Genomic DNA, 24,256 nt, shown 5'->3' with positions numbered 1-24,256 from the left:
GAGCGAGCGCGGCGACGCATGGAGGTCCGGGCTGTTCCATGCGGTCAGGGGGCTCAGGCGGGCAGGCGGGGAACGCTGGCCAGCAGCCGCCGCGTGTACGGGTGTGATGGAGCGCCGAGCACATCCGCCGTCGATCCCTGCTCCACCAGGCGGCCCTTCTCCAGCACCGCCGTCTCCGAGCACAGCTCCGCGACGACTCCGAGATCGTGGGAGACCAGCAGGATCGTCAGGGAGCGGTCGGCGCACAACGACGCCAGCAGGTCGACGATCCGGACCCGGGTGGTCAGGTCCAGGGCGCTCACCGGCTCGTCGGCGAGGAGGAGGCGCGGGTTGCCGACGATGGCTCGGGCGATGGCTATGCGCTGGCGCTGGCCGCCGGAGAACTCGTGGGGGTAGCGGCGGGCGGTGTCGGCGGGCAGGCCGACCGCGTCCAGGGCCGCCTCCACGCGGGCCGGGTCGTTCGGCAGGCCCAGGCCCCGGAGGGGTTCGGCGACGATGCGGCCGATGCGCTGGCGCGGGTCGAGCGACGAATAGGGGTCCTGGAAGACGGCTTGGACCGCGCGACGGTACGAGCGGAGCCCCCGCCGTGTGAGCGGAGTGCCGTCGAACCGGAGCACTCCCGTGCCGGGCTGGGCCAGCCCGAGCAGGATCCGCAGGAGAGTCGTCTTCCCGGCGCCGGACTCGCCGACCAGTGCGACGTTGCGCCCCGGATGCACGGCGAGTGACACGTCGGTGAGGGCCGCAGCGCCGCCCCGATAGGAGAAGCCGACCTGCGAAGCTTCGATGATCGGCTCAGTCACGGCTGCTCCGTTGCAGGGCGGCGTCGAAGCGGCGGGCGCTGTCGACGAGGGTACGGGTGTAGGGATGCCGCGGCGCGGAGATCACCGACGTGATCGGCCCGGATTCGACGATCCGCCCGTCCCGCAGGACGTGGGTGTCGCGGATGACGCGGGCCGCCACCGGCAGGTCGTGGGTGATGAACAGCAGCGCCGTGCCGTTCTCCGTGACGATCCGGTCCAGCAGTTCCAGGATCTCCGCTTGCACGGTCACGTCGAGAGCGGTCGTCGGCTCGTCGGCGATGAGCAGTTTCGGACGGCACGCCACCGCCATGGCGATCGCCACCCGCTGCCGCTGCCCACCGGACAGCTGATGCGGATAGGACGCAGCGATCCGATCGGTATCCGTCAGCCGAACTTCACGAAGTGCGTCCAGGACCGCCGATCGCAGAGCGGCTCCCCGCAGGCCACGCAGTCGCCGCAGCGGACCCGCGATCTGCCGGCCCGCCGTCATCAGCGGATCGAGAGCGGTCAGCGGCTCCTGGAAGACCACCGTGGCAGCGGTGCCGTGACCCCGCGGCGAGCGGATCATGTCGGCGCCGTCGAGCAGCACCGATCCGGACGCGGTGAGGCCGGGCGGCAGCAGTCCGAGGACGGCGAGCGAGGTCAGCGACTTGCCGGACCCGGACTCGCCGATCAGGCCGACCCGGTCGCCGGCGGAGACGCTGAACGACACCTCGTCGACCAGGACCTTGCCGCTCTGGTCGCGAACGGTCAGGCCATCGACGCTGAGAAGGCTCATCGGGACCTCCGCCGAGTCGGGTCAGTGAGGTCGCGCAGCCCATCGGCGGCCAGGTTGACGCCCACCACCAGCAACACCAGCGCGATACCGGGCGCCAGGGCCCCGGCGGGAGCGGTCAGGACCGTGGCCTGCGCTTCGTACAACATCCGCCCCCAAGAGGCGTTCGGCGGGGGAGTGCCGAGTCCCAGGTAGGAGAGGCTCGCCTCGGCCAGGACCGCGAGCCCGGCCTGCAGCGCCAGGTTGACCAGCACGGTCGGGGCGATGTTCGGCAGCACGTGGTCGATCACGATACGCGGCCAGGAGATGCCGGCGACCCGGGCGGCGGTGATGTAGTCGCGGCCCAGGATCTGCTTGACCAGCACCCGGGTGAGCCGGGCGACGACGGCGGCCATGGCCAGGCCGATCGCGATGATCGCGGTGCCGAGGGAGGCGCCGGTGCCCGCGACGATCAGCATCGCCAGCAGCAGCGTCGGGAACGCGATCAGGATGTCGAGCATGACGGCCGCGGCGTCGTCGAGCCAGCGGGTCGCGAAGCCGGCGAACAGGCCCGCTGTCACACCGATGACGCCGCCGACCACGACCGCGCCGAGGGCGGTGCCGATGGCGATGCGGCCGCCGATCAGCAACTGGGTGAAGAGGTCACGGCCGAGTTTGTCGGTGCCGAGCAGATGGTCGCCACCGGGCGGCGCGAGCCTTCCCCCGGAGGTGTCATCAGGAGAGAAGGGCAGCCAGAGGTACGAGAGGAGCACCGCTCCGGCCACGATCGCGACGAGCAGCAGCCCGAGTGCGAGATGCAGGGAACGCCGGCGGCTCACGAGGCCTCCCGGTGCAGCAGACGCGGGTCGACCAGACGTTGAGCCAGGTCGCCGAGGAACCCGACGACGAGCACGGTGGCGGTGCTGACCAGCATGATGCCCTGGATGACCGGGTAGTCGTGCTGGCTGATGCCCTTCACGAGCATGCCGCCGAGGCCGGGCAGGGCGAAGACGCTCTCCACCACGACGGCGCCGAGGAACGTGGTGGCCAGTTCCATGGCGAGCACGGCGATCACCGGCACCGCGGCGTTGCGCAGGCCGTGCCGCCACATCGCCTGGGACTGCGACGCGCCGAGTGCCCGGGCCGTGCGCAGGTAGTCCGCGCCGAGCACGTCGAGGGTGGAGCTCCGTACGTACCGGATCAAGGAAGCCGACATGACCAGCGCGACCGTCACGACCGGAAGGACCAGCGCCTGGATGGCAGCCGCCGGATCGTCCCAGCCGTCCGGCGGAAATCCGCCGGCGGGAAGCCAGCCGAGCTGCAGCGCGAACGTGGTGATCAACAGGAGGCCCACCCAGAACGCCGGAACCGCGATGCCCAGCTGGGCGATCGCGTTGATGACCGGGCCGTACCACCGATCGGCGCGGATGGCGGCGAGCGCGCCCACCGGCACCGCGATGAGCACGGCGAGGGTGAACGCGGCGAGGGTCAGCGGGATCGTGACCGGCAGCCGGGCGGCGATCTCCGGGCCGACCGGCAGGTGGCTGATCAGCGAGGAGCCCAGATCGAGGGTGAAGACGTCGCCGATCCAGGTGAGGAACTGGGAGAGCAGTGACGCGTCCGTGCCCAGCTCCCGCCGGGCGGCCTCGATCTGCTCCGGCGTCGCCCCGACCGGGAGCAGCGCGTTGGCAGGGTCGCCCGGCAGGAGCCGGAGCAGCACGAACAGCACCACTGCCGCGAGGAACAGCGACCCGATCAGGATCGCTGTCCGTCGCAGCAGGTAGCGGGCCATCAGACGTTAGCTCTTGGTGATTCCGTAGGCGAAGAACTGCGCGTTGAGGCCGTTGACCGGGTAGCCGGACAGCTTCGACGACGCCACCACGATCTGCGGGTAGAGGTAGAGCCAGTCGCTGGCCGCCTCCTCAGCGATGATGGCGTTGGCCTGCTTGAGCAGAGTGGTCTGCTCGTCGGTCGTCTTCGACTGCTCGGCCTTGTCGACCAGGTCGGTGACCTGCGGGTTGTTGTAGCCCCAGTAGAAGTCGGGGTTGCCGTACCAGACGACGTCCCGGTCGTTGACATGTTCCTGCAGCGTCGCCGCGAAGTCACGCTTCTGGTAGACCTTCGTGTACCACTCGTCGGCCGTGATCGTGTTGATGTTCACGGTGATGCCGACCTTCGCCAGCTCGCTCTTGATGAACGTGGCGGCGGTGGGGTGCGGGTCGTAGCTCGGGGTGTCCAGGGTGAACGTGAAGCCGTTCGGGAAGCCGGCCTTGGTCAGCAGCGCCTTGGCGTTCGCGGTGTCGTAGGCGTTCACCGCGGTCAGGTCCTCGTACCAGGGGTCGCTCGGCGGGACCATCGAGCCGATCAGCGTGCCGTACTCGCCCCAGATCGAGGTGAGCAGCTTCTTGTCGTCGATCGCCTGGCTGACCGCCTGGCGGACCTCGACCTTGTTGAACGGCGCGACCTTGTCGTTGAACGCGAGCAGCAGCTTCGTCGTCGACTGGCCGTTGTTGACCTTGTACGCGTCGTTGCTGGTGAACTGCTGCAGCGCGTCCGGGCTCTGCTCGCTGGTGACGACGTCGACAGCGTTCGTCAGCAGCGCGTTGTTCAGCGCGGTGGCGTCGGTGAAGTAGTGGAAGACCACGCCGGCGTTCTTGGCGGCGGTGCCCCAGTAGCCGTCGAACTTGGTCAGGCTCAGGGTCGAGCCGCGCTTCCAGTCGCCGAGCTTGTACGGGCCGGTGCCGTCCGCGGTGGTGGTGAGGTCACCGGCGGCCGTGTTCACGACCCAGATGTAGCTGAGGTTGTAGATGAACGAGATCGACCGGTTCTTCAGCGTGAAGACGACGGTGGCGTCGTCCGGCGTCGCGATCTCCTTGATCACCTCGAAGTAGCTCTTGCGGGCCGACTTCGAGTTCTCGGCGGTGACCCGCTCGATGCTCGCCTTCACGTCGGCCGAGGTCAGCGCCTTGCCGGAGTGGAACTTGACGTTCGGCTGCAGGGTGATGGTGTAGGTGAGGCCGTCGTCGCTGACCTTGTCGTCCTTGGCCAGCAGCGGCTCGACCTTGCCGGCGTCGGTGAGCTGGAACAGGCCCTCGTACACGTTGCCGTTGAGCGCCTCGGTCACGCCCTGGCCACCGCCGGCCGTGTTGTCGAGGTTCTGCGGCTCGTAGACCGAACCGATCTGGATCGTTTCAGCGGCTGGGTTGGCGGCGGGGGCGTCGTCGTCGTTGCCGCCGCAGGCCGCCAGGCTTGCTGCCAGGGCGACCGCGGACAGGGTGGCTATCAGGCGTTTCACGGGAGATCTTTCTGGAAGAGGGGGTTCTTCTCGCCGGCCCGGACGGGCAGGTGCAGCCGGTTCTGCGGGGGAGGCATCGGGCAGTTGTAGTGCTCCGAGAAGCCGCACGGCGGAACGAAGGCGTAGTTGAAGTCGACTTCTCCGGCAGCGGGATCGACGAACAAGAACCTTCCGGCCCCGTACGTCTCCGTGCCGTTCGTAGGATCGCCGAAGACGAGCAGCAACCGTCCGTCGTCGTCGAACGCGCTCAGCGTGTAGTCCCGCCCGTCGATCGTGACGTGCAGGTCGCCGGGAACGGGCAGGTCACGGGTGAACCCGGCGTCCTGGGCGTGCTGGAACGGGATCCTCCGCTCCTCGGACACGTCGGTGTACCGGGCTTCGAGCACCCACGCCGGGTCGTACGCGTAGGTGTCGATGCCCTCGAAGCTCTTGATCGCCTCGGAGGCGGCATCCCACAGCCGCACTCCCTGCTCGACCTCACCGGTCCGCGGATCACGCCGGCTCAACCGGGTGGCGGTCACGCTGGCCGGCTGCCCGTCGAGCGCGGCCTCGGTATCGTCGGCACCCCAGCGGGTCTCGATCAGCGCCAGGTTGCCAGTGGGTGCGGTGACGGCCTCGTGGCGAGCCTGCCGCCAGGCGTCGTGCTCCTGCGTCATGGGGTGCCTCATTGTTGATCTTGGTGACTTCTTCACCAACCCTACTGCCTGAGTAGGTAATAGGTAGCGTCACCCTGATCACAGTGTGGCTGCCGCCACCTGCTGTTTCCCGGCGTTTCGCTCCGGCAGCCCAGCCCGCGGCAGGGAACGGCGTGGCGTCGATGCTCGTCGCGTTCGGAGGTTGTCCGGACGATCACGGCGGGAAGTCGACGCAACCGTGAAGATCGGGATGTTGCGGGCGCAATCGCCGCTCGCGTTAACTCTGCGTAAGCCCATCCCGATGAGCGGCAGGAGAGACCCAGGATGATCCCGAGCACCAGGCAGAACACCACCGGCCCGCTGGCCTGCGTCATGGTCACCGTGCTGGTGCTCGTGGATCGGGGCGCCGACCCGACGATCGCGCTCGGCAGCCTCGTCGCACTGGTCACCGCGGTCGGCCGGCTCACTCGCGGCTGAGGACGATGGACACTGCCGCACGAGAAGTCGAGGAGCTCGCGGCGGACCTGCGTGAACTGCGGGCCCGCGCCGGCAGCCCGAGCCTGCAGGCGATGGCGCGGGCCGGGCACTCCAGTCCGCCGACGCTGTCCGCAGTGCACGCCGGCCGCCGGTTCCCGACCTGGGAGGCGACGTCCGCCTACCTGCGAGGGTGCGGTGTGACGGAGCAGGCCGACTGGCAGGTCCGCTGGTGCCGGGTGGCCGATGCGGTCGGCTACCGAGGGGAGCGGCCGGTCACGGTGAACGGCAACCGGGGGCCGTGCCCGACGCCGGAGAACGCCATGACCGCTGCCGAGTTCCGGGCGCGGCTGCGCGAGGTCTACCGGTGGACCGGCGCCGTGTCGCAGGCCGCGTTCGTCCGGGCGGCGGGCGCGCGCGGGGTGCGGATGCCCCGGGCCACGCTCAGCGACCTGCTCGCTGACGGGAGGGCCGCATTGCCGAGCGGTTCGAGCGTACGAATCTTCCTCTCCGGCAGCGGCCTCCCGCCGCAGCAGGTGGAACGCTGGGTGACCGTGCACGACGGGTTGTGCCGGGTCGAGGAGGACCTGTTCGAGGACGCGCCGTGCGGCTACCTCACGACCGCCCCGGACGGCACGATTCTGCAGGTGAACCGCACTTTTCTGAGGTGGACGGGCTACGACAGGCCGGCCCTGGTCGGCCGGCTGCGGTTCCGGGATCTGCTCAGCGTCGGCAGCCGGATCTACCACGAGACGCACTGCGCGCCGCTGCTGAGCGCCCGGGGCACCATCCACGAGATCGCGTTCGACGTGATGCGCGCGGACGGCCGCCGGATGAGCACGCTGATGAACTCCACGGTGACCAGGGACGTGACCGGCACTCCCAAGCTGATCCGGATCACTCTGTTCGACGCGGGTGAGCGGCGCCGCTACGAGCAGGAGCTCCTGAACGCCCGCCGGGCGGCCGAAGAGGAACTGCGGCGACTGCGTCAGTCCCGCCGCTGAGGGCGCGGCGTCCGGCCGAACGTCCGCCGGTACTCCGCCGCGAACCCCCGCGTCGCCGCGAAACCCCACCGCCGGGCGATGTCCGCGAACGTGTCGTCCGGGCCCGCGGCGAGCAGCTCCTGGTTGGCGCGTTCCATCCGGATCCGGCGCAGGAAGGCGGTGGGTGTGGTGTCGTGGTGCCGGCGGAAAGCGGCTTGCAGCCCTCGTACCGACAATCCCGCCGCCGCCGCGATCTGCTCGGGCCGGATGGGCTCGGCGGCGTGCGCCTCGATGTAGGCGATCGCCCGGCGCAGCGCGGCCGGTCCCGTCCGGCCGGGTCCGGCGATGTAGTCCATGGTCATCGTGGTGTTCGGGAAGACCGCGACCGCCGCCGCGGCAGCCGCATCGATCGCCGCGGACAGCATCAGCGGATGCGTGACCGCGGGTTCAGGACCGGAGAAGAGCCTGGTGAGGTACGTCATGGTCGCCATCCAGCGGCGGTTCATGGCCGGGGACACCGGTGTCATGCGTTCGAACCGGAAGTCGCCGGCCTTCACGCCGAGCCGGTCCGCCACCCGCTCGGCGGCCGCGAGCGGGAACTGCGCCACCCGGTACGTCATCCGATCCATGATCACCTCGGGTGGGACGCCGGGCAGGTACATCAGCGCCTCACCCTGCTCCGCCCGCCGGTTGTCCCGCCCGGACGTCACGTCGAAGCGGCCGTTCAGCACGCTGACGATGAGGATGGTGTCGAACGGGTCGGCGGAGATCTCCATCGTGGCTTCCCAGTCGATGTGGTCGACGGTCATCCCACCGGCGTGCGCGGACGCCGACCGGAACATGAACTCCTCCGGCCTGCCGAGGATGCGCGAACGGTGGTCGACGTACCGCTGCGCGATCAGCTCGTACACCTCGCCGGGCTCGTGGGAGCTCATCTCGGTCCGCTCGACGGACATGCTGGTCACCTAACCTCCGGGATACTCGAGTCGAGTCTGTCCCGGCCGGGTCACCCCATGTAGGCCATCCGCCCGATCGAGCGATGCCGCGGGGCTTGCGGCTACGCCTTCGGGTGACCCGAACTCAGCGTTCGCCGAGGTGTTCGCGAAGCTTGGTGAACGAGTAGGGCTGCTCGTCCAGGACCATCTGGAAGAGCGGATTCCGTCCCATCGCGGTGGCGAGCCGGTGCCAGCCCTGGCGGGTGCCGTCCGGGAACTGCTCGCCGACGGTCAGGGCGTTGCTCAGAGCCCCGGCCATCATGTCGGCGATGACCAGCGCACGATTGAGATCGTCGGCGTCCAGGTCCAGCGCCTTGCCCTCGAAGAAGTAGGGCCGCAGATGAGGACTCTGATACAGAAGAGCAAGCCCGGCGTCGTATCGTTCGGCAGCGCTGCTGAATGATTCGTACGTGCTGAATTTGTTGGCGATCTCTACTTGCTTTCCCAGCCTTCTCGTCTGAACGGCGACCAGGAACAGCGAAACGACAAGCGCGGCGAAGCTCAGAACTTGCACCACATCTCCGACCACCGCTGCTCCAATCCGAGATCGAATAAGCTCGTGTGGGCGATGGCGTCAGCGTAGGCGTCAGCGTCAATTCGGCGTCTCGGCTCAGCGGATCTCACCCGTTGTCGGGCGAGCTTGGCGGTGATGACGACGACCGTGACGTTCCCGACGAGGGTCGTCTGCGACGCGGGGCTCTAGGCTTGCGGCCGTGAAGATTTCGCACCGTGCTCAGGCCGTCGCACCGTTCTACGCGATGGAGGTGGCCAAGCACGCCGCCATGCTGGAGGCGGACGGCCATCACGTGGTCAAGCTGAACATCGGCGAGCCCGACTTCGGGGCGCCGCCAGTGGTACGCGAAGCCATGCGGAACGCGATGGATGGTCGGCCTCTGCCGTACACGGCCGCCTTGGGTCTTCCTCCATTGCGCCAAGCGATCTCCGGCTTCTATCGCCAGCGCCACGACGCGGAGATCGATCCCGCGCGCATCGTGGTGACCGCCGGTGCGTCGGCGGCGCTTGTTCTGACCGCTGCCGCCCTGGTCGATCCGGGCGACGAGGTGCTCATCGCCGATCCGTCCTACCCGTGCAATCGCCAGATCATCGAGACGTTCGGCGGCCGGGTGCGCCTTCTGCCGACCACGCCGGATTCTCGATTTCAATTGGATGCGGCTTCGGTACGCCGGAACTGGAGTGCGAGGACCGCCGGAGTCATGATGGCGACCCCGTCCAATCCGACGGGAACGTCCATTCCGCCCGCCGAATTGCAGGACATCTGCGATGTGGCCCGCGAGAACGGCGGCTGGCGCATCGTCGACGAGATCTACCTCGAATTGTCCGACGGCGATGCTCCGACGGCATTGACGATGGACCCCGAAGCGGTCGTGATCGGCAGTTTCTCGAAATACTTCGGCCTCACCGGCTGGCGTCTCGGCTGGTGCGTGCTGCCGGAGCCGTTGATTCCCGCGGTGGAACGTCTCGCCCAGAACCTCTACATCTGCGCCTCGACACCGGCGCAGGTCGCCGCCCTGTCCTGCTTCACCCCGGAGGCCCTGACCGTTTGTGAACAGCGCCGCGCCGAGTTCGCCGCCCGGCGCGCCCTGGTCCTCGACGGCCTGTCCCGCATCGGCCTGCCGGTCCCGGTCCCGCCGGACGGCGCCTTCTACTGCTACATCGACGTGAGCGGCACCGGCCTGACATCCCAGGTCTTCTGCGAGCGCGCTCTCCAGGAGGCCCGCGTCGCCCTCACTCCGGGCCGCGACTTCGGTTCCGCGAGCGCCGGGACTCATGTGCGCCTGTCGTACACCGCCTCGATGGCCGACTTGAAGGAGGGCCTGGACCGCCTGGGTCGTTTCATGGCAGCCCTCTGACCGGCATGACGGAACTCCTGGCGTGTGTTCGTGCGGTGCCGCTGACCGGGCTGCGAGCGGGGCGACGCGGCAGCGGTCACAGACGCTTGCGGTCGCCGGGGCGGTGGAACGCTGACGGGCTGTAGTAGCGGGTGACGGTGCCGTCCGCGGCCACCTCGTGGCTGTAGTGCTTGAGGAAGTTCCACAGCAGCGGGCACTCCTCCGGCATGGTGTTGTGCGAGCGGTAGAGGTTCTTCGTCAGCTGGAGCACGGGCGCGCCGGTGCGGCGGTGCTTCCACGTCCACGTCTGGAAGCGGTCGTGGAAGCCGCTGCGGTGCCCGGCGACGGTGTCCACGTCGGCCAGGGTCAGGCCGTTGACGTGCAGGTGGTAACGCGCCCAGCTGTCCAGAGCGTTGTCGATGTCGTCCCAGACGGTTCCCGCCAGGAACGGGAGGTCGCCGTACCCGTAGATCTGGTAGTTGGGGATCCTCTGGCCGCTGGCGGGGTAGGCGACGCCGTCGATGGTGACGGCGCCGGAGGCGTCCGGGGCGGTGGTGAAGGAGGTCGACGCGACCGCGGCGAAGTACTCCGGGAAGGCGATGGCGAAGTTCTGCGTGACGGCGCTTCCGGCCGACTGCCCGGTCGAGTAGAACCGGGTGGTGTCCACGTCGTAGCGGGCGATGACGGCCTCCCGCAGCTGCTCGAAGAACACCTTCGAATCGCGGTGGCTGACCGAGACCGACGTGGCGCTGTACTGCTCGCAGACGATCACCAGGATGAAGCCCTCGCGTTCGGCGACCTTCCACCATTGGGTGGCGTCCAGGAACACCTTGTCGGTCTGGGAGTTCCCCGGCCAGACGAACAGGACCGGAGATCTGGTACGCCGGACCGACCGTGGCACGAACGTCAAGTATTCGCGCGGGTAGCCCGCGACCGTCATGGTGTGGACCTCGACGCCCAGCCGCCGGTAATCGGCACGCTCGAAGAGCTGGTTGCCGTAGGCGAAGTAGTTCTCGTAGCGGGTCCAGCCGGTGAGGAAGCCGACGATCGCCCGGGTGCTGACCGGCCGGCGCTGGACGGCGACCACGGAGATCGGGCCGGCGTACGAGGTCATCCAGCGGTCGGACCCGCGGCGCTGCCGGTAGACGGCGCCGAGCGAGACGTGGCTGCTCGCGGTCGGCTCGGTGTCGTTGGCGCGTCTCCAGTAGTCGACGCCGGCCGATGGGCGCGATCCGACGTACCAGGTGGGAAGCACTGTCTCGTCGTGGCGGATGAGGTCGAACCCCGGCGGGAACACGACCGGGGTGTAGCCGTCGGTGGTCCCGTCGAACTCCCGTCCCGCCTGGGAGGCGTAGTAGGCGGCGCTGAGACCGGGCGAGTCGACGTAGACCTGGCTGATGACGCGCAGCGGGTTCGCCACCGCCCACGCCTCCAGGGCGGGCGCGCCTGCGCCGTAGCCGACCAGGTAGTGCAGGCCGAAGATGGAGAAGTACCGGTTGTTCTGGAAGAAGGCGATCGCCTCCCGCACGTAGCCGGCCTCGTCCTCGGCGCTGCCCCAGCCGTCCGGGCCGGGCTCGAGCACGAACAGGCCCTCCTCGCGGTCGTCGGCCGTCTCCCGCCAGCGGGAGGTGCGCAGGAACTCGGCGGTGTCCACGCCGTCGGGCACGGCGATGACGGTGAAGTAGGAGCGGATCGGCGTCCGCGGCGAGATGTACACCTTCGCGGTGCGTGTGCCGAAGGATTTGGTCCAGTAGCCGGTCATCTCCCGGGGCAGCTTGTTGGCCCGCGAGTAGTCGTAGGCCGGGAACGGGCGGCCGTCCAGACTCCGGGTTCGGGTGGGCAGCGCCGCGGTGACGGCGAGTCCGGTGGCGCCTTGCAGTAGTAGGCGGCGATCCATGCCGCGACCCCTCTCGCTCGGTCCACCAGGCGGACCGGAAAATCCGTCTGACGGCCTAGCGAATATATCGACGTCATCGCGTGTCAGCCAAGTAACTATCCGGTACATTATTTTGGATCGATGGGACTGCCTGGTGGACCTTAGGAAGGTGGGGCCGTCATGCTCATCGCCGACCATGACACCGTCCGCATCAGCGCTGCCGAGCGGCGCACGACGATCGCCACCGCCTGCCTGTCCGGCACCCTGGAGGACAAGCTGGCCGCCGCCGCGGCCGCCGGGTTCGGCGGGATCGAGATCTTCGAGAGCGACCTGATCGCCTCGCCGTGGTCGCCGGCGCGGATCCGGCAGGAGTGCGCGCGCCGTGGCCTGTCGATCGACGTCTACCAGCCGTTCCACGACTTCGAGGCGGTCCCGCCGGAGCGGTTGCGGGCGAATCTGCGCCGGGCCGAGCGCAAGTTCGACGTGCTGGAGCAGCTCGGCGCGGGCCTGCTGCTGGTCTGCTCGTCCGGGTCCGCCGAGGCCGTCGACGACGATGACCTGGCCGCCGCGCAGCTGGCCGAGCTCGCCGAGCGGGCGGCCCGGCGAGGGCTGCGGATCGCGTACGAGGCACAGGCGTGGGGCCGGCACGTGAACACCTACGCGCATGCGTGGCGGATCGTGCGCCGTGCCGACCACCCGGCCCTCGGGCTGTGCCTGGACAGTTTCCACGTGCTGTCACGCGACGATGATCTGGCCGGGATCGCGGTGATCCCCGGCGCCCGGATCTTCCACGTGCAGCTGGCGGACGCGCCGCGGCTGACGATGGACGTGGCCGAGTGGAGCCGGCACCACCGGCTGTTCCCCGGCCTCGGGGCCTTCGACCTGGCCGGCTTCGTGGCCCGGGTGCTGGCGACCGGATACACCGGACCCCTCGCGCTGGAGGTCTTCAACGACATCTACCGCCAGGCCGACCCGCGGCACGCGGCCATCGACGGGATGCGCTCGCTGCTGGCCCTGCAGGAGAGCCTGCCCGCGGCGCCGGAGCTGCGCGGGCACGTCTTCACCGAGCTGGCCGTCGACGAGGTCTCCGGGCCGGTGATCGCCAGGACGCTCACCGCGCTCGGGTTCACCCGCACCGGACGGCACCGGTCCAAGCCGGTGCAGCTGTGGGAGCAGCGCCAGGCCCGGGTGCTGCTCAACTTCGCGCCGCAGCGCACCGTCGCGCCCGGCACCGCGGCGATCTGCGCGATCGCGGTGGAGAGCGACGATCCGCAGCAGTCCGCGCAGCGCGCCGACCGGCTGTTCGCGCCGGTGCTGCCCCGGGTCCGGCAGCCGGAGGAGGCCGATCTCAGCTCGGTCGCCGCCCCGGACGGCACCGCGATCTTCTTCAGCCGGGGCGAGGGCTGGCTGACCGACTTCGCGCCGACCGGGGAGGCGGCGCGTACCGACGGGCTGGTGACCGCGACCGATCACATCGCGCTCACCGAGCCGGTCGACGACTTCGATCAGACGGCGCTGTTCTACCGCTCGGTGCTCGGCCTGCACTCCGGACCGGCCACCGAGATCACCGCCCCGTTCGGGTTGCTGCGCAGCCGCTCGGCCACCGACGCCGCGAACCGTGTCCGGATCACCCTGAACACGGCGCCGCTGCGCCGCGGCAGCTGGGCGCCGGCGATCCCGAGCCCGCAGCATGTCGCGTTCGTCAGCGACGACGTGATCGCCAGCGCACGGGCCATGCGGGAGCTGGGGGCGCCGGTGCTGGCGATCCCCGGCAACTACTACGACGACCTGGACGCGCGCCTCGCCCCGCCTGCGGACCTGCTCGCCGTGCTGCGCGAGCACTCGATCCTCTACGACAGCGACGACCACGGCGAATACCTGCACTTCTACACGGAGATGCTCGGCTCGCGGCTGTTCTTCGAGGTGGTGCAGCGCATCGGCGGCTACGCGGGATACGGCTCGCCGGCCACCGCGCCGGTCCGGATGTCCGCGCACCGGCACCGCCGGCTGCAGCGGCTGCGGCCCGCGCACGGGACGGCGCACGACTACTCGCTGGCCCACCTGACCGCGCTGAGCCTGTCCCCGCCGGAGCTGGTCGAGGCGGCGGCCGAGGCCGGGTACCGCTACGTCGGTGTCCGGCTGACGAAGGTGACGCCGCAGGAGCCGCACTATCCGCTCGCGACCGATCCGGCGCTGATGCGCACGACGAAGGTGCGGCTGGCCGCCACCGGCGTCGAGGTCCTCGACATCGAGCTGGCCCGGATCGGGCCGGACGAGGATCCGCGCGACTTCCAGCGTTTCCTGGAGGCCGGCGCGGAACTGGGCGCCCGGCACGTCATCACCCAGCTGCCGGACCCGGACCGCGGCCGCAAGGTGGACCGGTTCGCGCGGCTGTGCGAGATGGCCCGCCCGCTCGGGCTCACCGTCGACCTGGAGTTCCCGTCCTGGACCGAGACGCCGGACCTGGCCGAGGCGACCCGGGTGCTGCGGGCCGCCGACCAGCCCAACGCCGGGATGCTCATCGACCTGCTGCACTTCGCCCGTTCCGGCTCCAGCGTCGCCGACCTGCGCGAGCTGCCCGCGCACTGGTTCCACTTCGCCCACGTCTGCGACGCGCCGCCCGGGGTGCCGGCGACGAACGAGGGCCTGATCCACACGGCCCGCTTCGAGCGGCTCTATCCGGGCGAGGGCGGCATCGACCTCGACGGCATCCTGGCCGCGTTGCCGCCGGGCCTGCCGTACGCGCTGGAGATCCCGCGGGCGCAGCTGGTGGCGCAGGTCGGCGGGAAGGAACACGCCCGGATGGCGATCGCCGCCGCCCGGCAGCGTCTGGACGCGAGCCTGGCGGCGGCGAGCTGAGATCAGCGGCAGAAGGGTGTGCGGCCCATCGCCGACTCGATGCCGCCGAGCACGTGCCGCAGGAAATAGGTGTCGCCGGTCATCGGGGCCTCGGTCCAGGCCTCGACGGCGTGCCCGAGGGTGGTCGTCCAGGACCGGCCGCCGTCGTAGTACTGGCACCAGGAGACCGGGTGGTTGCGGCCATGACCGGGGTGGCCGCTGCCGCCGGTCGCGCCGTCCGGCAGGGTGGCCTCGTCGACCTTGGCGAGGACCCGGACGTCGCTGGGGAACGGCACCAGGTTGTACCACTCGTCGGCGAAGTCCCAGCGGGCCGGCAGCCCGGCCGTGGAGACGTCACGGCGGCTGGTGGTGACGACGGTGCCCGGCTGGTTGCGGCCGTGGTCGTAGTAGTTGGCGCCACCGAGCAGGCCTTCGTACCACTCCCAGTTGTATTCGGTGCCGAACGCGTTGTGGATGCCGACGAAGCCGCCGCCGCCGCGGACGTACTGCCGCAGCGCGGTCTGCGCCGGGTCGTCGAGGGTGTCCCGGGTGGTGCTCATGAAGATCACCGCGTTGTACCGGAACAGCCGGGCGGGGGAGTTGAGCTGGGTGACGTCCTCGGTCCAGTCGACCGCGAAGCCGTGGTCGGCGCCGAGCTTCACCAGGGCGCTCTGCGCGGCGTTGGCCGGGGCCAGCGGCGGATTGAGGCCGGCGGCGAGGACCGGGCCGAGGTGGGCGTGCCGGGGGCCGGCGGTACGGCTGTAGACGAGCACCCGATAGCCGTCGGTGGCCGGGTCGAAGTTGCCCCAGTCGTGGTAGCAGCCGGGGTCGATGCCACGGCAGACGCCGTAGTCGACGTGGCCGAGGCTGGTCGCCGCGCTCTCCCGGTGGGGTTGCGCGGGCTGGGCGGCGGGACGCAGCAGGTGGACGCCGGCGAGCATCACCACGGCGGTGAGGCCGGCGCTGAGCAGTGCGTTGATCTTCAAGGGGTCTCCCCGAGGTGGGTGGGCAGGACCGACGGTGGCATCGGCCCCTTGTTGCGCCGCCCCTGACCGGTCTCCTCCCAGGCGTGGGCGAGGATGCCGACGCTGCGGCTGAGGACGAACAGGCCGCGGGCCAGCGGGGGCGGGAAACCGAGCTCGCCGTAGATCACCGCGGTGCAGCCGTCGATGTTGATCGGCACCGGCCGGTCGCGTCCGGCGGCGAGCAGACGCTCGACGGCCAGGGCGGCGCGCAGATGATCGCCGCGGACGGTGCCGTCGGCGACGGCCTGCTCGACCAGGGCGATCAGCGGATCGCGCCGGGGGTCGCGGGGGTGGAACCGGTGGCCGAATCCCGGCAGATACTTCGAGCGGGCCCGCCAGGCGGTGGTCACCTCGGCGGCGGCGTCGTCCATATCGGCGCCGCCGGCGGCCCGGTCGCTGATCTCGCGGAGCAGGGTCACACACTGTTCGCCGGCGCCGCCGTGGACGTCGCCGAGCAGGTTGACGCCGGTCGCCACCGCGCTGTTCAGGCCGATCCCGCAGGTGGCGGCCATCCGGGCGGCCGCGATCGACGGCGCGTGCGGCCCGTGGTCGACCGACGACACCAGCGCCGCCTCGAGCAGCCGTTCCTGACCGGGCGTGGGGGGTTCGCCGCGCAGCATCAGCCAGATGACGCCGGGCAGGCTGGTGGCGCCGATCAGGTCCTGGACGGGCCGGCCGCGCAGTTCGATCACACCGGGCTCGACGCGGGAGACGGCGGTGCCCCACCAGTCGGCGACGTCGCGCAGAGTCGGCTCGCGGCTCACGGCGCGGTCACCTCCTCGGTGGCGCCCTTGAACTCGGCGTTGTGCTCACCGAGCAGCGGTGGTGGGCCGGTGGGGCGCAGGGGAGCGCCGTCGAACAGCACGCCGTTGCCGCTGACCCGCAGCGTGCGGTGCGGATCGGCGGGGAACGGCAGGTCGGTGAAGAAGCCGCGCTCGTCGAGCTGCTCCAGCGCGACAGCCTGCGGGACCGTCAAGATCCGGGCTGCCGGTACGCCGGCGCCCGCCAGCAGCCGCTCCCACTCCAGCGCCGGCCGCCGGCCGAGAGCGGTGTTGATCTCGTCGTTGAGGGCGGCGCGGTGGCGTTTGCGTGCCTCGCGGTCGGCGTAGCGCTCGTCCACGGCGAGGTCCGGCCGGTCGATGAGCCGGCAGAGTGTCTCGAACTGGGTCTGCCGGTTCGCGGCGATGTTGATCGGGCCGTCGGCGGCGTGGAAGGTGCCGGACGGGGCGGCCGTCGCGTTCTGGTCGCCCATCGGCTCCGGCGTGACACCGCTGACCAGGTAGTTCGAGGCGGCCCAGCCCATCGCCGACAGCGAGGTCTCCAGCATGGACACGTCGAGGAACACCCCGGCGCCGGTCCGGGCGCGCCCGGCGAGCGCCGCGGCGATCGACATCGCGGCGACCAGGCCGCCGACGGTGTCCGAGACCGGGAAGCCGACGCGCAGCGGGGCGGTCTCCGGGGTGCCGGTCACGCTCATCATCCCGGACAGTCCCTGGATGATCTGGTCGTAGGCCGGGGCGGCGCGCATCGGCCCGGTCTGGCCGAAGCCGGAGATGGCGCAGTAGATCAGCCGGGGGTTGAGCGCCCGCAGGACGTCCTCGTCGTAGCCGATGCGGGCGAGCACGCCGGCCCGGAAGTTCTCCAGCAGCACGTCGGCGGTGGTGACCAGGCCTTCGAAGACCGCCCGGTCGCCGGGGTCCTTGAGGTCGAGCTCGACCGACTTCTTACCGGCGTTCTGGGCCAGGAAGGACGCGCCGGTCGCGGCCCGGTTGAGGGCGGGTTCCGGGCCGAGGGAACGGGCCAGGTCGCCGTCGCCCGGCCGTTCGATCTTGATGATTTCGGCGCCGAGGAGCATCAGGTGGTAGCTGCAGTACGGCCCGGCCAGGACGTTCGTCAGGTCCAGGACCCGGATGCCGGACAGAGGTCGATCGTCATCCATCAAAGCGTGCCCTTCAGCCATTGCCAGGGGACTGCGCGGCCCGTACGTTACACCTAGTCCACAGGACGGTCTAGAAGTACCACGTAGCGGATCGCGCGAGGAGAGTGCCGATGACCGACAGCCCCCCGGCATCCGAGGTCGGATGCCTGATCGCCGGCTCCTGGACGACCGGCGGCACCACCGCCGACCGCGTCGGCCCGTGGGTCCGGCAGGTCGTCACCACCGCCCGCCAGGCGGACGGCTCTGACGTGGAGGCGGCCCTGCGCTATGCCCGCCGCGGCGCCACCGCGGTCGCCCGGATGTCGCCGGCCGCCCGGGCCGCCGTCCTCGAGCGCGCGTCCGCCGAGATCCTGCGCCGCCGCGACACCCTGGCCCGGCTGCTCGCGCTGGAACTCGGCAAACCCGTCACCGACGGCGGCGGCGAGATCGACCGGGTCGCCGACACCTTCGCCGTCTGCGCGGCCGAGGCCCGGCAGATCGGCGGCGAGGTGCTGCCGGTCGCCGGCTGGCAGCGCGGCGTCGGCAACACCGCGCTCACCCACCGGGCGCCGGCCGGCATCACCCTGGCGATCACCCCGTTCAACGCGCCCGCCAACCTGCTGGCCCACAAACTCGGCGCGTCCTTCGCGGCCGGCAACACCACCCTCGTCAAACCGCCACCCCAGGCGCCGGCGTCATCCGCGGCCGTCGTGCGGGTGCTGCTCGACTGCGGCATGCCACCGGAGGCGGTGCAGGTCCTGCACGGTGGTGGCGAGGTCGGCGCGGCCCTCAGCGCCGCCCCGGAGGTCGCCGTCATCAGCTTCACCGGCAGCCCGGCGACCGGCCACGCCGTGGCCCGCGCCGCCGGCGCCAAACGCCTGGTCATGGAGCTCGGTGGCAACGCCGCCACGATCGTCTGCGACGACGCCGACCTGACCGCCGCCGCCCGGATCTGCGCCGCCACCGGATACAGCAACTCCGGGCAGAGCTGCATCTCGGTGCAGCGCGTCTACGTCGACCGCGGCCGCTACGACGACTTCCTCGACCTGTTCACCGACGAGGTCCGCAAGCTGCGCGTCGGCGACCCGCTCGACCCGGACACCGCCGTCGGGTCCATGGTCGACGACGCCGCCGCCGAACGGGTCGTGCGCTGGGCCGAGGAGGCGGCCGCCGCCGGCGCCACCATCACCACCGGCGGCGACCGCGACGGCGCCACCGTCACCCCGACCGTGGTGGCCGCGCCACCCGCCGACGCCCGGCTGATCCGCGACGAGGTGTTCGGCGCCGTCGTCAGCGTCACGCCGTTCGACGACTTCGACGCCGTCATCGCCACCTGCAACGACAGCCGGTACGGGTTGCAGGCCGGGCTGTTCACCTACGACGTCCGGCGCATCTTCACCGCCTGGCGCGAGCTGGAGGTAGGAGGACTGGTGGTGAACGGGTCCTCGAACTTCCGTCTCGACCATCTGCCGTTCGGCGGCGTCAAGGAATCCGGATTCGGACGGGAGTCACCACGGTGGATGATCGACGACTACACGACGGTGAAGACCCTGATCCTGCGGGGCATCTCGTGAGCGGCACCGCGGCGGACGCGATGGTGGCCCAGCTCGAGTCGTACGGCGTCGAGTACGTCTTCGGCACCTGCGGGCACACCAACATCGCCCTGCTGGACGCGATCGGGCGCAGCGGCATCAGATTCGTCATCGCGCGCCACGAGCAGGCCGCCGCGCACGCCGCCGACGGCTATGCCCGCGCCAGCGGCAAGACCGGCGTCGTGCTCATGCACGTCGGCCCCGGCCTGACCAACGGCGTCACCGGCGTGATGACCGCCGCCCTCGACTCGGTGCCGCTGGTCGCGATCGCCGGCGACATCCCGTCCTACTACCACGGCCGGCACCCGCACCAGGAGGTGAACCTGCACGCCGACGCCGACCAGACCGCCATCTACCGGCCGTTCGTCAAACGCGCCTGGCAGGTGCACCGCGCCGCCGACCTGCCCCGATTCACCGAACGCGCCTTCTGGACCGCCGCGTCCGGCCGGCCCGGCGCGGTGCTGCTCAGCGTGCCGATGGACCATTTCTCCCGGCCGGTCGAGCCCGCCGTTCTTCCGCTCGCCACCGTTCACCGGCCGGAGCTGCCCACCGAGGTCGCCGACCAGATCGCCGGGCTGCTCCTGAACGCCGAACGGCCACTGATCTACCTCGGCGGCGGCCTGCGCCGCGGCCCCGGCCTGGACGCGCTGCGCTCGCTCGCCGAACACCTCGACATCCCGGTCGTGCACTCGCTGATGGCCAAGGGCACGCTGCCCGACGACCATCCGCTGCTGCTCGGCATGCCCGGCTTCTGGGGCCTGGAGATGACCAACCGGTACACCCGGGAGGCCGACGTGGTCCTCGCCCTGGCCACCCGGTTCGCCGAGACCGACGCCAGCTCCTGGGACCGCCGCTACACCTGGCAGTTCCCGCCCGCGAAGCTCGTGCAGATCGACATCGACCCGGCGGAGATCGGCCGCAACTTCCCGGTCGAGATCGGGGCGGTCGCCGACGTGTCCCGGGCGGTGCAGGCCGTGGCCGCCGCGGTCGAGGCCCGCCAGGAGAAGCCGCGCGGCCGGGAAGGGCTGCGCGAGGAGATCACCGCGGCCCGGCGGGCCCTGTTCGCCGACAGCCGCGGGCGCGGTTCCGACGACCGGTTCCCGCTGCGCCCCGAACGCATCCTCACCGACCTGCGGGCGATCCTGCCCGCCGACGCCGTGCTCGTCACCGACGTGGGCTGGAACAAGAACGGCGTCGCCCAGTGCTACGAGCTGCCCGCCGACGGCCGGTTCATCACCCCCGGCGGGGCGTCCACCATGGGCTTCGGGCCGGCCGCCGCCGTCGGCGTGCAGATCGCGCAGCCCGACCGCACGGTGATCGCGCTGATCGGCGACGGCGGCATGAGCGCCCAGCTGCCGGCGCTGCCGATGGCCGTCGAACAGGGCGCCCCGGTCGTGTTCGTGGTGATGAACAACCGCTCGCACGGCACCATCAGCGACCTGCAGTCGGCGAACTTCGGGCGCAGTTACGGCTGCGACTTCACCGCGCCCGACGGCTCCGCCTACAGCCCGGACTTCGCCGCGCTCGGCCGTGCCTGCGGCGCCGACGGCTACGCCGTCACCAGCGCCGCCGGCTTCGCGGAGGCGCTGCGGGCCGCCCTCGCCGCCCGCCGGCCCGCGGTGATCGACGTACCGATGGTCAACGAGCCGGTGCCCACCCCCGGGCACTGGAACATCAAAGACATCTACCAGGGAATATTCGAATGAGAAGACGAGATGTCCTGAAACTCGCCTCCGTCGCCGCGGTCCCGGTTCCCGCCCTCGGCCACGAGGCGCCGGCCGCTCCCGGCCTCGGCCACGAGACACCGGCCGCGTCCTTCGACACGCCGGGTGGCGCTGACTTCCCCAAGGTCGGCGGCAACCTCGGCAACCAGAACTACACCGGCCTGCGGCGCATCGACGCGGGCAACGTGCGCCGGCTGCGCGGCGCGTGGATGAACTCGATCGAGAACGGATTGCGGACCGGCAACAGCCAGTCCACGGCCGTCGCGGTCGACGGGGTGCTCTTCATCGAGTCGGCGCTCGGCAACGTCGTCGCGGTCGACGGCGTCACCGGGCAGACGAAGTGGCGCTACGACCAGACCCGCGGCGCCCTCACCCGGCGCGGTGTCGCCGTCGGTGACGGGCACGTGTTCACCAAGTCCAACGACAACTACGTCATCGCCCTCGACCAGCAGACCGGCCAGGTCGTGTGGGAGAAGCAGGTCAACGGGTTCGGCAACATCGAGAAGGTGGCCGTCGTGCACCACGACGGCCTGCTGTTCTGCGGCACCAACGACGGCCCGCGCGGCGCCGCCCTGGCCCTGGACGCCCGCACCGGCGAGGTCCTGTGGCACTTCTGGGGTACGCCGGGGCCGGGCGAGTTCGGCAACGACACCTGGGAGGGCGACTCCTGGGCCGAGGGCGGCGCGACCCCGTGGATCCACCCGGCCGTCGACCCGGATCTCGGGCTGACCTACTGGACGTTCGGCAACGCGCGCGGCAACAACTCGTCGCAGGACGGCTCGGCCCGCGGCGGCTCCAACCTGTTCGCGAACTCGCTGGTGGCGCTCGACATGCGGACCGGTGAGTACCGGTGGCACTTCCAGTCCATCCACCACGACATCTGGGACATGGACAACGTGATGTCGCCGGTGCTCGCCGACGTACGCATCCGCGGCCGGATGCGCAAGGTGGTCGTCTACGGCAGCAAGTCCGGCATGTTCTTCATCCTGGACCGCACCGACGGCACCGCCCCGCTGGGCGTCGTGGAACGCCCGGTCCCGCAGGAGCCGCGGCAGAAGACGTGGCCCACCCAGCCGTTCCCGGTCCAGGGTGGCTGGACCGAGCAGCGCGTCGTCGACCAGCCCCTCGGTACCACCGTGCCCGGCGACCCGAACCGGGCCGTGCCCAACTACGTGCGGGGCGCCCTCTACACCCCGCACTGGGACATCCCGATCCTGTCCATTCCCGGGCACGGCGGCGGCGCCGACTGGTCGCACCTGTCGTTCAGCCACCGCACCGGCCTGGTCTACACCGGCTACGGGTACGTCGCCGCCGCGCACTCGCTGACCGAGGCGGCGAACGGGCTGCGGCCGCCCGGCGAATACCAGACCGGCGGCATCGTCGCCGTCGACGTCAGCACCAACACGGTGCGCTGGAAGCGGCGGATTCCGTACTCGCTGGCGCACGGCAACGGCATCCTCACCACCGCCACCGATCTGCTGTTCATCGGGCAGCCGGACGGCAACCTGCTCGGCCTGGACGCGCGGACCGGCCGGGAGCTGTGGCGGTTCCAGACCGGCGCGGCGATCAGCTCCAGTCCGATCATGTACAAGGCGGGCGGGAAGCAGTACCTGGCCGTGTTCGCCGGCGGGACCAGCATCCCGTACGGCAACAGCGCGCCTCGCGGTGACTTCCTGTGGGCGTTCGAGCTGGGCGGCACGATGGGCCCGGTCCCGGCGCCGCCACCGCCGGTGATCCGCCGCCCGGTCTCCGGGGCCCCGGTCGAGGGCGCGACGGTGGCGAACACGGTGATCATCGGCCGGACCGCGACCGGCACCACCGAGTCGTTCACGGTGGCCGGCATGAACCCCACCCACCTGCGGGTGCCGGTCGGCACCACCGTCACGTTCACCAACCACCCGGGCAACGCCGGCCCGCGCGGTGTCACCCAGTTCTTCGAGGGCCTGTTCGACGTGATGCTGGCGCCGGGGGAGTCGTTCACCTATACCTTCGACCGGGCCGGTGAATACTTCTTCAACGATCCGGCGAGCCCCCGCTCGACCGGCAAGGTCGAGGTCTACCGGCCGTGACCGGGCGGCTGTTCATCCTCAACGGGCCGAATCTGAACATTCTCGGCCGCCGGGAGCCCGCCCTCTACGGGCGGGTCACCCTGCCGGAGATCCAGAAGCGGTGCCAGGCGCTCGCCGGTGAGCTGGGCTTCGACCTGTTCTTCGCTCAGTCGAATGTCGAGGGTCAGCTGATCGACTGGGTGCATCAGGCGTACGACGAACAGGCCGCCGTCATCATCAACCCCGCCGGTCTGTCCACCACCTCGGTGGCGCTCTACGACGCGTTGCGCATGCTCGCCGAGCCGATCGTCGAGGTGCACCTGACCAACGTGTTCGCGCGCGAGCCGCTCTACCGTGACCTGCGGACCGCCGCCGCGTCCTGGGGGTTCCTGGCCGGGTTCGGCGCGGGCGGCTATGAGCTGGCGATGCGTGGTCTGGCCGGGCGCCGCGACCCATGACCGCGCTGCGCTTCGGGATCCTCGGGTGCGGGCTGATCGCCCGCACCCACGTGGCGGCGCTGCGCGCGACCCCGGGCGCCGAGGTCCACGCGGTGGCCGACACCGCGCCGGGACGGGCCGACGCGTTCGCCGCCCGGCACGGCGTCCCGCACGCGTTCGACGGGGTGGACGCGATGCTCGCCGCGGGACTCGACGCGATGACGATCTGCACCCCGCACACGGTTCATGAGCAGGGAGTGCTCGCCGCGGCGCGGTCCGGCGTACCGGTGCTGTGTGAAAAACCGATAGCGGAGGACCTGGCCCAGGCCCATCGCATGATCGCGGCTGCCGACAGCGCCGGAATCCGGTTCGGCGTCGTCTTCCAGCGGCGGTTCTGGCCGGCGGCGCAGCGGATCCGGGCCGCCCTCGACGACGGCAGGCTCGGCCCGCTGATCAGCGGCGGCATCACGGCGCGGCTGAACCGCGGCGCGGACTACTACGCCGAGCCGGGGCGCGGCGGCGTGCTGATCACCCAGGTCATCCACCATCTCGACCTGCTGCAGTGGTGGATGGGCCGGGCCCGGCGGGTGACCGGGCACTGCGCCACCCGCGTCCATCACGGCAGCGGCGTGGAGGACACCGCCGGCGCGCTCATCGAGTTCGCCTCCGGCGCCATCGCGACGGTGCAGGCCGGTACGACGTTCCGGCCCGGCCTCGGTATCCGGCTGTGGGTGTCGGACGCGGCGGGGCGCACGGCCGGTCTCGTCGAGAATCCGGAGGGAATGGTGGGCGCCGACGACCGGCGCAGCGCGGATCTGCCGCTGGCAGCCGTCCACGATCATCTGGCGCCGTTCCACGCCCTGCAGATCGCGGACTTCGTCGCGGCCGTGCGCGACGGCCGGGATCCGGCGGTCACCGGCCGCGACGGCCTGCACGCCCTGGAGATCGTGGAGGCGATCCACACGTCGTCCCGCACCGGCGTGACCGTCACCCTGGACGGGCCGCGATGACC

Annotated in this window: 21 protein-coding genes; 9 read left to right on the top strand and 12 right to left on the bottom strand. The window is 70.8% G+C overall.

What is annotated here, in order from left to right; all coding sequences use genetic code 11:
• Nucleotides 1–53: 53 nt before the first annotated feature.
• The 6 genes from EP757_RS34580 to EP757_RS34555 are packed head-to-tail and all read right to left on the bottom strand — an operon-like array spanning nucleotide 54 to nucleotide 5,505.
• Complete coding sequence (locus EP757_RS34580; protein ID WP_127552584.1) at nucleotides 54–800, bottom strand: ABC transporter ATP-binding protein; 747 nt, start codon at nucleotides 798–800, stop codon at nucleotides 54–56.
• Nucleotides 793–1,578 carry an ABC transporter ATP-binding protein gene (locus tag EP757_RS34575; protein ID WP_127552583.1) on the bottom strand — a complete coding sequence of 262 codons (786 nt, stop codon included), beginning with the start codon at nucleotides 1,576–1,578 and terminating at the stop codon, nucleotides 793–795. Before EP757_RS34575 ends, EP757_RS34580 begins: the two co-directional genes overlap by 8 nt.
• Nucleotides 1,575–2,393 (bottom strand): ABC transporter permease, encoded by an 819-nt coding sequence (locus EP757_RS34570; protein WP_127552582.1) that lies wholly within the window; start codon nucleotides 2,391–2,393, stop codon nucleotides 1,575–1,577. Before EP757_RS34570 ends, EP757_RS34575 begins: the two co-directional genes overlap by 4 nt.
• A complete protein-coding gene (locus tag EP757_RS34565; RefSeq protein ID WP_127552581.1) occupies nucleotides 2,390–3,346 on the bottom strand; it encodes an ABC transporter permease in 957 nt (318 codons plus the stop codon). Before EP757_RS34565 ends, EP757_RS34570 begins: the two co-directional genes overlap by 4 nt.
• Before the next feature lie 6 nt (nucleotides 3,347–3,352).
• Nucleotides 3,353–4,849 (bottom strand): ABC transporter substrate-binding protein, encoded by a 1,497-nt coding sequence (locus tag EP757_RS34560; protein ID WP_197725450.1) that lies wholly within the window; start codon nucleotides 4,847–4,849, stop codon nucleotides 3,353–3,355.
• A complete protein-coding gene (locus EP757_RS34555; RefSeq protein ID WP_232050155.1) occupies nucleotides 4,846–5,505 on the bottom strand; it encodes a DUF1684 domain-containing protein in 660 nt (219 codons plus the stop codon). Before EP757_RS34555 ends, EP757_RS34560 begins: the two co-directional genes overlap by 4 nt.
• A gap of 303 nt (nucleotides 5,506–5,808) precedes the next feature.
• On the opposite strand from EP757_RS34555, the gene EP757_RS43060 reads away from it, so the two are divergent.
• Nucleotides 5,809–5,961: a hypothetical protein gene (locus EP757_RS43060; RefSeq protein WP_160165975.1), complete on the top strand. Its 153-nt coding sequence runs from the start codon at nucleotides 5,809–5,811 to the stop codon at nucleotides 5,959–5,961.
• A gap of 5 nt (nucleotides 5,962–5,966) precedes the next feature.
• Nucleotides 5,967–6,962: a PAS domain-containing protein gene (locus EP757_RS44235; protein ID WP_127552579.1), complete on the top strand. Its 996-nt coding sequence runs from the start codon at nucleotides 5,967–5,969 to the stop codon at nucleotides 6,960–6,962.
• Here the strand turns inward: EP757_RS44235 and EP757_RS34545 are convergent.
• Both EP757_RS34545 and EP757_RS34540 read right to left on the bottom strand, forming a co-directional pair.
• A complete protein-coding gene (locus tag EP757_RS34545; protein WP_127552578.1) occupies nucleotides 6,947–7,897 on the bottom strand; it encodes an AraC family transcriptional regulator in 951 nt (316 codons plus the stop codon). The two genes, EP757_RS44235 and EP757_RS34545, sit on opposite strands and share 16 nt — an antisense overlap.
• 124 nt (nucleotides 7,898–8,021) lie before the next feature.
• Nucleotides 8,022–8,450: a hypothetical protein gene (locus EP757_RS34540; RefSeq protein ID WP_127552577.1), complete on the bottom strand. Its 429-nt coding sequence runs from the start codon at nucleotides 8,448–8,450 to the stop codon at nucleotides 8,022–8,024.
• Nucleotides 8,451–8,649: 199 nt separating this feature from the next.
• On the opposite strand from EP757_RS34540, the gene EP757_RS34535 reads away from it, so the two are divergent.
• Nucleotides 8,650–9,807, top strand: a complete 1,158-nt coding sequence (locus EP757_RS34535; protein ID WP_127552576.1) for a pyridoxal phosphate-dependent aminotransferase — start codon at nucleotides 8,650–8,652, stop codon at nucleotides 9,805–9,807.
• A 76-nt stretch (nucleotides 9,808–9,883) separates the two neighbouring features.
• On the opposite strand, the gene EP757_RS34530 is transcribed toward EP757_RS34535, so the two are convergent.
• Nucleotides 9,884–11,683 (bottom strand): PHB depolymerase family esterase, encoded by a 1,800-nt coding sequence (locus EP757_RS34530; protein WP_160165974.1) that lies wholly within the window; start codon nucleotides 11,681–11,683, stop codon nucleotides 9,884–9,886.
• 159 nt (nucleotides 11,684–11,842) lie between these two features.
• Between EP757_RS34530 and EP757_RS34525 the strand changes: the two genes are divergently transcribed.
• Nucleotides 11,843–14,521: a TIM barrel protein gene (locus EP757_RS34525; RefSeq protein ID WP_127552574.1), complete on the top strand. Its 2,679-nt coding sequence runs from the start codon at nucleotides 11,843–11,845 to the stop codon at nucleotides 14,519–14,521.
• Nucleotides 14,522–14,523: 2 nt separating this feature from the next.
• Here EP757_RS34525 and EP757_RS34520 read toward each other — a convergent pair whose 3' ends face one another.
• The 3 genes from EP757_RS34520 to EP757_RS34510 are packed head-to-tail and all read right to left on the bottom strand — an operon-like array spanning nucleotide 14,524 to nucleotide 17,464.
• The gene (locus EP757_RS34520; RefSeq protein WP_232050154.1) at nucleotides 14,524–15,486 is read right to left on the bottom strand and encodes a ThuA domain-containing protein; all 963 of its coding nucleotides are present in this window, start codon (nucleotides 15,484–15,486) and stop codon (nucleotides 14,524–14,526) included.
• Nucleotides 15,483–16,289 (bottom strand): citryl-CoA lyase, encoded by an 807-nt coding sequence (locus tag EP757_RS34515; protein ID WP_127552573.1) that lies wholly within the window; start codon nucleotides 16,287–16,289, stop codon nucleotides 15,483–15,485. Before EP757_RS34515 ends, EP757_RS34520 begins: the two co-directional genes overlap by 4 nt.
• Nucleotides 16,286–17,464 carry a CaiB/BaiF CoA-transferase family protein gene (locus EP757_RS34510; protein WP_197725449.1) on the bottom strand — a complete coding sequence of 393 codons (1,179 nt, stop codon included), beginning with the start codon at nucleotides 17,462–17,464 and terminating at the stop codon, nucleotides 16,286–16,288. The genes EP757_RS34515 and EP757_RS34510 overlap by 4 nt, the downstream gene beginning before the upstream one ends.
• Nucleotides 17,465–17,574: 110 nt before the next feature.
• Between EP757_RS34510 and EP757_RS34505 the strand changes: the two genes are divergently transcribed.
• Genes EP757_RS34505 through EP757_RS34485 form a run of 5 tightly spaced genes read left to right on the top strand, consistent with a single transcriptional unit; the run spans nucleotide 17,575 to nucleotide 24,254 of the window.
• Nucleotides 17,575–19,017 (top strand): aldehyde dehydrogenase family protein, encoded by a 1,443-nt coding sequence (locus tag EP757_RS34505; protein ID WP_127552571.1) that lies wholly within the window; start codon nucleotides 17,575–17,577, stop codon nucleotides 19,015–19,017.
• Entirely contained in the window at nucleotides 19,014–20,741 is a 1,728-nt protein-coding gene (locus tag EP757_RS34500; RefSeq protein WP_232050153.1) for a thiamine pyrophosphate-binding protein, read from the top strand. Before EP757_RS34505 ends, EP757_RS34500 begins: the two co-directional genes overlap by 4 nt.
• Nucleotides 20,738–22,828 carry a PQQ-binding-like beta-propeller repeat protein gene (locus tag EP757_RS34495; protein WP_127552570.1) on the top strand — a complete coding sequence of 697 codons (2,091 nt, stop codon included), beginning with the start codon at nucleotides 20,738–20,740 and terminating at the stop codon, nucleotides 22,826–22,828. Before EP757_RS34500 ends, EP757_RS34495 begins: the two co-directional genes overlap by 4 nt.
• Complete coding sequence (locus EP757_RS34490) at nucleotides 22,825–23,265, top strand: type II 3-dehydroquinate dehydratase (RefSeq protein ID WP_127552569.1); 441 nt, start codon at nucleotides 22,825–22,827, stop codon at nucleotides 23,263–23,265. The genes EP757_RS34495 and EP757_RS34490 overlap by 4 nt, the downstream gene beginning before the upstream one ends.
• Nucleotides 23,262–24,254 (top strand): Gfo/Idh/MocA family protein, encoded by a 993-nt coding sequence (locus tag EP757_RS34485; protein ID WP_127552568.1) that lies wholly within the window; start codon nucleotides 23,262–23,264, stop codon nucleotides 24,252–24,254. The genes EP757_RS34490 and EP757_RS34485 overlap by 4 nt, the downstream gene beginning before the upstream one ends.
• The last annotated feature ends 2 nt before the right edge of the window (nucleotides 24,255–24,256 follow it).

The organism is Actinoplanes sp. OR16 (assembly GCF_004001265.1).
In the GTDB taxonomy this organism is placed as follows: Bacteria; Actinomycetota; Actinomycetes; order Mycobacteriales; family Micromonosporaceae; genus Actinoplanes.
This window is presented reverse-complemented; position numbering and strand designations above follow the sequence as displayed.